The organism is uncultured Actinomyces sp., assembly GCF_963526355.1.
Lineage (GTDB): Bacteria > Actinomycetota > Actinomycetes > Actinomycetales > Actinomycetaceae > Actinomyces.
In genome coordinates this window covers 1-10,628 of sequence record NZ_CAUROW010000067.1, presented here as the reverse complement: position 1 = coordinate 10,628, position 10,628 = coordinate 1, and the positions used below count along the sequence as shown (strand labels likewise).

Here is a 10,628-nt window from a genome sequence, read left to right as displayed (position 1 = left end):
CACCCACGCTGCGGGCGCCCCGACCTTCGGGGCGGCGCCTCCCGGATGGGCCGGCCGGGCGCAGATGGGACGCTCGGACATCCGGCTGCGGCCGCACGCGGCGGAGGAGGGCGAGCCGCGCCACTGGGGCGAGTTCTACGCCGAGGACCGGATCCTGCCCTACCTGCGCCCCGGTCGGGACAACGGCTCGATCAGTGCCGGCGGGGCCCGCATCATCGAGAGGCTGTGCGAGCGTCTGCGCGACGGCGACTTCGACACCGACCAGCCGGCCCTGGTGCGCGCCGGTGCCCGCGAGCGCGGCGCGCGGGTCGCGGTGGCCCGCACGCACGGGGATTTGTGGTGCGGCAACGTCCTGTGGACCCCGGCCGATGAGGCTGCCCAGTGGGCGCCGCCGCGGGCCGGACTCGGACCGCAGGAGCCCGCATCCGGGGAGGTACCCGTGGGCAGGGAGGCTGACGGGGCAGCCGGTGCGGCCGGCGGGCCGGCGGTGGTCGGCGTGCTCATTGACCCGATGGCGCAGGGTGCGCACGCCGAGACCGACCTGGCGGCCCTGGGCGTGTTCGGGCAGCGCTACCTGGACCGGATCTACGCGGCCTACCACGAGGTCTCGCCGTTGGCAGCGGGCTGGCGCGAGCGAGTGGGCCTCCACTCATGGCATATCATCATGATTCACGCCTTTCTGTTCGGCGGCGGCTATGGTGGTGAGGCGGTCGCCGTGGCCCGCCAGTACCTGTGAGTCGGTGGAGGCCCAGAAATTGTGCCCATTTCGCCCGTCTGGGACGACCGTGGCACCAACCATCGAAAGAGTCTTCTGCGTTTGTGCAGGTCAGAGCGTTTTACTTGCGCGTCAATCGGTAGAGACGGCGTCAAAGTCGGCCCTTGCGGACACTTTTCGGGCTGCGGCGCCCCGTAGGCTGGTCGGGTGAGACCTCGACGACGTCAACAGCGCTTGGTGCGCACGGTCGTGTACGCCCTGGTGCTGCTGGTGGTCGTCGGCATGATCCTGACGATGGTGGGATCGGCGCTGACCGCCACCGCAACACCCACCGCGATCTCTTCCTCGACGAACGCCTTCGGCGCACCGCATGCCGATCAATCCTCACGGCCGGCGCCGGTCGTCGTCCTGGGTACCCACAACCTCACATGGTCGGACCTGCAGGGCGAGGTCTCCCGCGCCAGCGCTGGCGAGGAGCTCGGTTCCGGCGATGTCGGCCCGGCCGCCGCCCGCCTGCTGGCCTTCGCCTCCCAGAGCGAGCCGATCAACCTGACGGTGCGCACCCCGGCGGAACGCACCTGCCCGGCCGACGGCTGGCTCACCCTGGGGCGGGGCGCCCGCGCGAGCGCCGTCAAGCCCACCGGCCCCTGCCCCGACCTCACCGCCTCAGCCGCTCCCAGCAGCACCTCCCCCCTGGTGCGGGCGCTCGGACGGGGCACGCCGGTCATCACCGTCGGCGCCGGAGCGCGGCTCGCCACCGGCACCCCCGAGGGCCCGGCATCGACCTCCGAGTTCCCGATCTCCTCGGCCCCCTCACTGCCCGAGGCCCTGAGTGGCGACGCCGACCTCACCATCGTGGACACGACCGAGGGCACACGCACCGATGCCGAACGAGTCTCGGCTCTCGATGCCGCCCTGCGCACGGTTCAGGAGCAGGCGGCCCCCGGCACCCGCGTCATCGTCGCATCCTTGGCCGACGACGAGGAGCCCGGCCCCCAGATGGCGGTCCTACCGGTGGGATCATCGAGCGCACACGGCACCTCCGGCGGGCTCGTCGTGGGCACGTCGACGCATCGCCCCGGCCTGGCCCAGCTGACCGACCTCGCCCCGACCCTCACGACGGCCCTCATCGGCCGCAGCGATCGATCCTTCGACGGCCAGGCCCTCGACCTGCCCGCCACAGGCGGTGATGCCGGCGCGACTACCAGCACCACCCCCAGCGTCACCGCACCCGACGACGCCCGCATCACCCAGCTTACCGACGACGCCCTGCACGCCCACGCCTCGCAGCTGACAGCCCTTCCCACGGGCGTCGTGCTCGCGGGATCGGCCGCGGCACTGCTGGCCTGGGCCGCACTCGTGCTGCGAGATCCGGGGACGGGCCGGCGACCGGCGGGCCTCCGCCGGGTCGTCCGGGTGGCCACCGGTCTGAGTGCGCTGCCGACGGCGCTGCTGCTGGTCAACGCCGTCCCGTGGTGGCGCGCGGGGGTCCGGGACGGTTCGCCGTCACCGTGGGTACTGGCCGCGGTCCTGGCCGCGACAGTGGCGGTCGCGGCCTGCATCGTGGCTCTGGCCGCCGGGCTGTCGACGCTGGTGCGGCGCAGGAGGTCTCTTCGCCGCGTCGCCTCGTTCCTACCCTCGTCGTCTCCACTGACGACCCACGCCGGCGTGGTGGCACTGCTGGTGGCGGCGACGATACCGCTGACGTGGCTGGCGGACGCCGCCAGCGGCGCGCATCTGGCCTTCAATAACCCGCTGGGCATGAACGCCGTGGTGGCGGGCCGTTTCTACGGGGTCTCGAATACGGCCTTCGCGCTGGCCGCCGGCGCCCTCGTCGTCGTCATCGCCGCGACTTGGGAGACCCTGGGACGCGGACGCCGAACCGCCCTGGGCCTGACGGGCCTGCTGGGCGGGGCGGCACTGGTCGTCGACGGCGCCCCCCAGCTGGGGGCGGACGTGGGCGGCGCCCTGAGCCTGGTGCCGACGCTGGCGTTTCTCGGCGCCGTCCTGGCGGGGCTGCGTCTGAACTGGCGACGCCGGCTGGCCATCGCCGTCACGACGCTCCTGATCGTCAGCGGTTTCGCCGTCGTCGACCTCGTCCGACCCGGCGGGCCCACGCACCTGGGGCGCTTCGCCCGACAGGTGGCCGATGGCTCCGCCGCCGGCGTGGTGGGGCGTAAGGCGTACGCACTGGTCGGCCCCATCATGTCAACTCCGACCATCGCAGCCGGACTGGGATGCGCCTTGATGCTGGTTGTGGTGGCCGTCTGGTGGGTGCGCCGGCAGCTTCGGGTCTGGCGCGCCGGCGCCAGCCCGTACGCCTGGCTCATACCTGCCCCCGACACCGACGAGGACATTTCTCCCGTCGAGGGACCGGGATCCCGCACCTCTACGCGAGAGAGGTCGCCGTCGGCGCGGTGGGAGGCGACGGCGTTGCGGTCACTGGGGGTGCTGACTGTTGTATCCGTCCTGGTCAACGACTCGGGGGTCACGATGGCGGGCTTCATCCTGGCGGCCGCCACCCCTGCCCTGCTGGCGCTGACACTGATCGGGAGCGGGTCATCCCCACAGCCTCTTGAGGCTTGCGCAGAGCATCGAGACGTCACCCCGTAGTGCCCGTGGGTCGTGCAGTACGGGCCGACGGGTCGGTAGGGACGGGTGCCGGAAGGACCGCCACGACTCTCGATGGGCAGGAGGCCCCGGCCTGCTCACATATGACTTCACAGCACCGTCCCCAACCGCAGGTACGTCGGCGACATCACCCACCCGCCTCCAGCCGACGAGACAAACCTGTATCTGGCTGCCGTCATCGACTGCGCGCGGCCACCACCCGGCCACCTGGGCGCTGCGCGACCGCATGCACACACCCCTTGGCCGACGAAACTCTCCAGCAGGTGCCACGGCCACTAGGTCGTGTTGTGGAAAGTAGAGGCGATCACAAGGGCGGGCACGTGCCTGGTTCGTCGCGAACGCACCTTAGGCCGCGCAGACTGTACCCACGACGTCCGCAGTCGAGGGCTAACGTGCGTCCGTGACTCCTTGGGCGCTACTGCACCCGACAGACTTTTCGTCATAGGCCCTAGCGGGAGCCCAAAGGGCACCATCCTCCATTCTGATCACGGATCGGGCCACACCGCCAGGGTTCGTGTTGTTGGACAGCATGGTGGGGCGGGGTTGGTTGTTGGTTCGGGTTACTGGTTGTGGATTCTGCGGCGTTTGCGTGCCTGGATCGTCATGGCTAGTGCTGTGATTGCCAGGAGGGCCGCACCGGCGATGAGGTAGCGCTGTGCCGCGGTGCCGCCGGTGAGGGGGATGGTGGGGACTGCCGATTTGCGGTTGGTGATGTTGCCCAGCTCTACCAGCTGGCCTGCAGTGGTGATGGTGATGGTGTGGGGGGCGGCCTCGAGGGTGTAGCCGGTGGGGGCTTTGGTCTCGGTGAGCTGGTAGGTGCCTTGAGTGAGGTTGGTGAGCTTGAAGGCGCCCGGGGACGTGTCGGTGTCCAGGCTGTCTTTGGGGCAGGTGGTGATGCAGTCGGTGATGGTGCGGGCCTGGTTGGTGATGGGGTGTCCGTCCTGGTCGAGGGGAGTCAGGGACCATTGGGAGCCTTTGAGGGGGTGGTTGGTCTCGTCGGTCTTGGTCCAGGTGACGGTGCCCTGGATGCGGGCGTTGGTGACCTGTCCGAGGTCGAGGGTGGGGAGGAAGCCGCCGTAGCGGAACTGCAGGGGCGCGGAGCCGTCGAGGGTCTTGGTCAGCGTCTCGGTGGAGGCCTGATAGCCGGTCGGTGCCTGGGTCTCGGTGAGGGAGTACTCGCCCCAGGTCAGGCGGGAGACCCTGAAGTAGCCGGCTCGGTTGTCCTCGTCGGGGTAGCAGAAGACCTTGCCTGTGTCGATGCAGTCGGGGACCTCTATCTTGCCGCCGGGCAGCTTGGGGGAGGTCAGGGTGAATGTGGCGCCGGGCAGGGGGTTGCCGGTCTCGTCGACCTTGGTCCAGGTGAGCTGGCCGGGTTGGGCGGTGTTGTGCACGGTGCAGTTCATCCACTCGCCGGTCGCCAGGGTCAGGGTGCGGGTGTCGGCCTTGAAGGTTGATGCGGGATTGGTCAGGTCGGAGTTGGGGTGGGGGGCGCAGGTGAAGGTGGGTTTGTATCCGGCTGCCTTGGGGGAGGTGGAGGTCTCTGACAGGACGGCGGCGCCTTGGGGCAGGAGGGAGGTGAAGCCACCTGGTCCGGAGGCGGGATTGCCGGTGGTGGGGGTGGCGGTCAGGGTCCAGTCGGCGGGGGTCAGTCCCAGGTCGCCGGCGGCGGTGTTGTCGACGGTCTTGGTCATGGTCAAGTTGGGAAGCTGGACCTGGACGGGGTAGTCCTCGACCTCGCCGTTGAGAGCGATGCCGGTGGGTTGGGGGTCCTCAGCTTCTTGATCGTTGGCCAAGGGGCCGGTGATGCGCAAACGCATGAAGGTGGTGACACCATCCGCGGTCAAAGTGGTTCGTGTGGCTGTGGGTGGGACGGTCCAGGTCACAGTGGCCGTGCCGGCACTGGAGCAGGTGGTGGTCTCAGAACCCTCATCAGAGCTGAAGGAGCCATCACGGTTCCAGTCGATCCAGCCGGCGATCTTGGTGCCGCTACCCACGCAGGTGATCTGCTGACTCCACTTCTGACCGATATCAGTCCAGATCACCCGATCCCAATCATCAGACAAAGCATCTTCATCATCAATACCTGTAGTATCGTCGGCGCTGGCGTCAGCGCTGTGGGAGATCGACTGATCTTGATCAGTCAACCCACCGAGACGCACTACAGCCGGACCGGCCGTGGCAACGCGCTGCTGATCGGCGGCATGGGTCAGGTTGAACCAGGAGCCCGACTCCGCCTGGGCGGGCCCGCTCTGGGAGGACACGTCAAGCGCCCCGCCTCCAGCGAGCTGTCCACCGCTCCATGACGGCTGGAAGACGCTACCAGCCGTCCCATAGCTGCTAGGCGCGTCACCATAATCCAGGTAGGAGACCACTCCCAGGGCCACAGCGCTCTTACCGCCCCCATGCACCTCTACAAAACCGCTTTGCATATTGCTCACAAACATGACGGAGGAAGGGCCATAGCCCTCACTGACTCGTCTATTGCACTCGTCTCCGTCCGGACGCAGCTTCAGGCCATCGCGCTCACCCACGGGAGTCGAGACCTTGATGAGTCCGCCCCAGGAGTTGGTGGGGCATTCCTTCGGCTGAACGGTCTCCAGTAGGCGGTACGAGACATCGCGCTTGGGGTTATAAGCGATCGGGGATACGGTGATGTACTCCCTCTGCCCCCATTCATCCTGCCAGTTGGAGGATTCAGCATCGGCGAAGACCATACCCTCCATCGGAAGCTCCACCTTGTTGGGAAGGTCGTCGAGCTGACTCTTAGCCGGCTTGGTGGAGGATTCAACGATATAGGTTTTGCAGTCCACCTGGAACTGATGGGTGGAACCGTGCTGGAGATTCTCGATGCCGATCAACAAGTTTGAACGCTTGCTGGAGTTAGTGGAAACCCCTCCGGAATAATTCGTTCCGTCATTATAAAGACGCGACAGTCCGTCACCCTGCCAGTTTCCCGTGTTGTACTCAACCTCGATCCCCTTATGCGTGGTCAGCCTGGGCTCGTTATTCCCTTCGACAGTGGTGACCACATTGGAGATCGTGCAGCGACTCGTACGCCACAGAGTGTCTGAGACCTGAGTCGGCGTGGACCAGGAGATGCCAGTACCCCCGTCGGGCAGGATTCGCGTCCAGTTCTCAGTCCTGGTGCCACTCATCTCGGTCCAGTCGATCCAGTCAATGACCGGGGCGAACCGACCCGCCCCACCACTGGGGTTTCCGTACACGGCATCAGCCCGGGGGACCGGCAGCGCTACAGCACTCAGAAACGCCCCAGCCAGTGCCAGCGCCGAGACGACGGCACCTCCGCGCCTACGGGAACGCTTCAACGACCGACGCGTCGACGTCGGTTCCGCCGCAGCTGCACGGATGAAGAAGCGACGAAGCATGAAGTAAGCACCTCGATCTAGGGGAATGGGCTCAGCCACCCTAGCATTGGCGAAACTAGCCGAATATTGATAAATGCCCCTTGCAACGCAACAGCAATATTGATCACGAGATAGTCTCACAACCAGAATTATGCAGACCGGTCAGATAGTGATGTTCCGTGATCTTTCATTGAGAATGCCGACAACATGATTGACCTCAACCCCTCACCGGGCAATCGAGACAGGGAGATCGTCAGCTTCGTCGGCGGTTAGGACTCTCTTGAAAAGGTTCGAGACGGGCCAGGACCGCTCGCCTACGAGGAAGCCCTCGGAGACGAGCGACCATTCAGCCCTCACCGCTCCTCACAACGCGGCTCACAGAGCACTCGTCCGCTGTCCTCGGCGACAGCAGGCCTCACTCGTCCGCACCCTCCGGCGCATCAGTCTGCGGACCTTGGGCACCCTGCGGCTTCTCGACGGGATCAACGTCGTCGTCGCCCCTGGGCGGTAGAGGTACGGCGCGGTAGGCGAAGAAGTGGTCCTGTTCGGCGGTCGCCTTCTCGAAGGTGGTGCGCGGTACGCGGTGGCGCCGCAGCTTGCGCCGAAGCACGGCCCGCACGACGTCCCGGTACTGGGAGGCCCGGTGCATCGTACCGGCCCGGTCGTTCCCAGTGATGCGATGGGTGATGTCGCAGGGGACCTCGATGACCGCGAGCCCGCCCACCAGGACATCAATCGTCAGACCGACCTCGACCCCCCAACCATCGGCCAGGGGGACGGCCTTCTCGTAGGCCTCCCGGCTCAGACACCGCTGGCCGGACAGGGGCGCCACGGGCGACCAACCGGTGGCGTGGACGATGGCACGCCTGGCAGCGCGCACGACCCGGCCGCGCCCGCCGGCGCCGGCCTGCTTGGGAGGCACCGCGATGGACATATCGGCAACGCCGTCGACAACCGGGGGCACCAACTCGGCGCACGAAGCGGCCGAATCTCCCAGGTCCGCGTCGATGAACAGTAGCAACCGGGCGGGCCCGTCGACGTAGTCGCGCATCGCGACGACGGAGGCCCCGGTCTCCATGGCGGAGGCCTTCCCGCGCGAGACGGAGTGGCGGACCGTCACAGCGCCGGCAGCACGGGCATGGTCCTGAGTTCCGTCGGTCGAGCCGTCATCGACGACGATGACGAGATCCACCCGCGGGATGGAGCGGCAGGCCCGAACAGTTGCGGCGATGCGCTCAGCCTCGTCCTTGGCGGGGATGACCACGGCAACGCGCTGGTCGGGGCGCTTAGTGGGACTCACACCACCAGAGTAGCCAGACACAGGGGCTCCGGCCGACTCATGAGTGACCCGTTGTCGCCCCCCTTTTTTGTGATGACCATCAACTTTCGCTATTTTGTACGATTTATTTCGACATAAGGGAGGCCTGGTCAGAATGAGTCACCGCCATCAACGCACCTCAAGCAGTCTCAATACTGCAAGTCGCGAGGCAGCCCTCGACACCCGAACCTCGACCAACACTCAGGGCTTCTCCAGTAATTTTGTGTCAAACCTTCACCATAGGACAACAGTCCCTGGAGAAACCGACATATCTTGCATTAACACTGCATGTTCCCTGATCGACGCACTATAGTTTCTCATTTGGGCACATCACGCCCACTTCCCATGGCACAGTAAAGGCATGGGACCCGTCAACGGAGCCGGGTTCCGCCGACGCATCATGCGTCTTTCCGTGTGCCGGGGCGACTCCCCTGCCGCCCCGGCACGCCCTGCCCCTACCGAGCACGAGGCCCTGCAACGTCAAGGCCCGGCCGACGAACGACCGGGCCTCTCTGCGTCCCCAACTCGCATCAGCGCAAGGCGCTTGCGAGCAGATCGAGCCCCACGCTGCCCAGGTCGATGCCCCGGTTGTGGAAGGCCCGCAGGTCCAGCTCCCCGCCCTCGGCGCGAGCCTGCGCACGGGCGCTGCTACGACCGGCCTGCCAGACCCGCTCACCCACCGCATAGGCCAGCGGCTGGGCCGGCCACCCCAGATGCCGGGAGACCTCGAAGCGCAGGCGCCCCTCGGAGATCACGGTGTGGTGGCGCAGCACGGCGGTGACGGTCGCCCGGTTCCACTCACGGCAGGCACCCGGGAGGGCGGCGACGTCGTCGGGCACGGGGAGCCGGGAGTGAACGCCCAGGTCCACGAGGACCCTGGCCAGGCGCCAGCGACGCGCCGCCAGACGGCCGAAGCGGTCCTCAGGCGTGGGCATGAGCCCGAGCTCATCGGCGAGGGACTCGGCGTACAAGCCCCACCCCTCGTCGCAGCCAGGCACGGAGCCCAGGTAGCGCTGCCAGGCGGTCAGCCGGGTGCTGGTGGCGTGCGCGCCGACGTGGACGTGGTGCCCGGGAACCGACTCGTGCAGGACCGTGGTCCGCTCCATCCACGGCCACACGATTTGTTCACCGTCGGCCAGGGACCGCATGACCATGCCGGGTCGACGTTCCCCGCCGGTGCCGCGCGGCTCCTCGTAGTGAACCACTCCGGCTCCGGGCTCGCCCAGGCACACCCAGGGGCGCCCCAGACCATCGGGCGGATCGAGGACCCGGCCGACGACGACGTCCCAGGCCTCGTCGGCGACCTCCTGCGCCCAGATGGCGTAGTCCTTCGGGCGCAGGGCGAGGGCCGGATCGGCGCGCAGGTGCCGGTTAAGACCGTGGGCGTCCGCTCCGGGGCCGAGGATGTCGACGGCGATGGCATCCTGCTCGGCGATGACCCGGGTCAGTTCCTCGGAGGCCCAGGCGTAGGTCTCCTCGGGGTCCACTCGGGTGCCCAGGACGCGCCGCATCCACAGGCCATGACGCCGGGGGCCGACGCCCTCGGCCTGCGGCGCTCGCGGCGACAGTGCGTTGCGCAGGTGTGAGGCGAAGTCCAGGGCGGCGCGGCGAGCGACGATATCGGCCTCCTGGAGCTGGACGTGCAGGGAGCCGGGAAGATCCTCGGGCAGGGGCCGGGTGCGGCGACGGGCCAGGTCCCGCGCTTGCCCAGCGACGACGTCGACCTGGCTGAGCGGGGCGATGGCCCCCATCCTGGCGGAGGCGTCCAAGGAGGCGGCCAACCCCTCCAGGGCGGTGGGCAGCGCCTCCAGCCGGGTGCGGTGGAGGTTCCATGCGTCCTCCCACTTGGCCTCGGCCTCAGCGAGATCGGCCTCCTCGGCCCCGACCTTGTCGGGCGTCTCCGGGGGTCGGTGCAGCTGGCGGGCGATCTTTTGGAAGGGCGAGGAGAGAAAGCCGAGGCTTCCGCCCTCCTCTCCGGCGGAGATGAACTGGATGGAGGTCTCCAGGCGCTCCAGGAGGTGGCGGCGCAGGAGCTCGTCGGAGCCAGTCGAGTGCTCGACGGCGGCCACGCGGTGACGCAGCGAGCGCTCGGAACTGAGGCGCTCGGCCAGGCTCGCGGGCGAGTAGTTGGGCAGGATGGCTCCGCCGGGCAGGCCGGTGCGGGCTGCCGCCTCGGGGTCATGGGCACACAGGAGCAGGGCGTACTCGTCGGCGAGATCGCGTAGGACGACACCGGCGGCAGCTGTTTCCGAGGGGGAGCGGACGGAGGAGCGGGCAGTGGCCTGGGCGGAGGTGTGTGCGGCGGTGGAGGCGGACGTCTCCATCTCGCGCATGCTCAGGGGGGCGCCGGCCGGACTGATGGGACGCCAGGTTCCTGAACTCGGGTGCTGCGGGTAGACCGGCGGACGATCAGGAGGTCCGGTGTTGACCGGGCCGGGGGTGGGCGCAGCGGAAGCGTCCGCACCGCCGGTCCGAGCGTTTCGCTCACGGGAGTCGGCCGGCGCGGTGGTACCTGACTGAGAGTGGTTCGTAGGGTCGGCGGTCATGACAACAGGCCTTTCGCTTCACTCGCCGCATGGCGGGCGGGCCCGGCGGCGAC

General features: G+C 68.0%; 5 protein-coding genes. 2 read left to right on the top strand and 3 right to left on the bottom strand.

Features of this window, described 5'->3' with window-relative positions; genetic code table 11:
* Window positions 1–736 (top strand): fructosamine kinase family protein (locus RWR81_RS10645; RefSeq protein ID WP_314457598.1); only part of this gene is annotated, 736 nt, incomplete at its 5' end.
* A gap of 186 nt (window positions 737–922) precedes the next feature.
* Window positions 923–3,328 carry a hypothetical protein gene (locus RWR81_RS10640; protein ID WP_314457596.1) on the top strand — a complete coding sequence of 802 codons (2,406 nt, stop codon included), beginning with the start codon at window positions 923–925 and terminating at the stop codon, window positions 3,326–3,328.
* A gap of 578 nt (window positions 3,329–3,906) precedes the next feature.
* Here RWR81_RS10640 and RWR81_RS10630 read toward each other — a convergent pair.
* The 3 genes from RWR81_RS10630 to RWR81_RS10620 all read right to left on the bottom strand — a co-directional run bounded on the left by RWR81_RS10630 (window position 3,907) and on the right by RWR81_RS10620 (window position 10,575).
* Window positions 3,907–6,732 carry a CshA/CshB family fibrillar adhesin-related protein gene (locus RWR81_RS10630; RefSeq protein ID WP_314457594.1) on the bottom strand — a complete coding sequence of 942 codons (2,826 nt, stop codon included), beginning with the start codon at window positions 6,730–6,732 and terminating at the stop codon, window positions 3,907–3,909.
* Window positions 6,733–7,126: 394 nt separating this feature from the next.
* Window positions 7,127–8,011, bottom strand: coding sequence for a glycosyltransferase (locus RWR81_RS10625; RefSeq protein ID WP_314457592.1), 885 nt, complete (start codon window positions 8,009–8,011; stop codon window positions 7,127–7,129).
* 548 nt (window positions 8,012–8,559) lie between these two features.
* Window positions 8,560–10,575 (bottom strand): DUF885 family protein, encoded by a 2,016-nt coding sequence (locus tag RWR81_RS10620; RefSeq protein ID WP_314457590.1) that lies wholly within the window; start codon window positions 10,573–10,575, stop codon window positions 8,560–8,562.
* Window positions 10,576–10,628: the final 53 nt, after the last annotated feature.

Coding starts and splice junctions, on each gene's coding strand:
- RWR81_RS10630 (WP_314457594.1), bottom strand. CDS start 6,732: ATGCTTCGTCGCTTCTTCATCCGTGCAGCTGCGGCGGAACCGACGTCG.
- RWR81_RS10620 (WP_314457590.1), bottom strand. CDS start 10,575: ATGACCGCCGACCCTACGAACCACTCTCAGTCAGGTACCACCGCGCCG.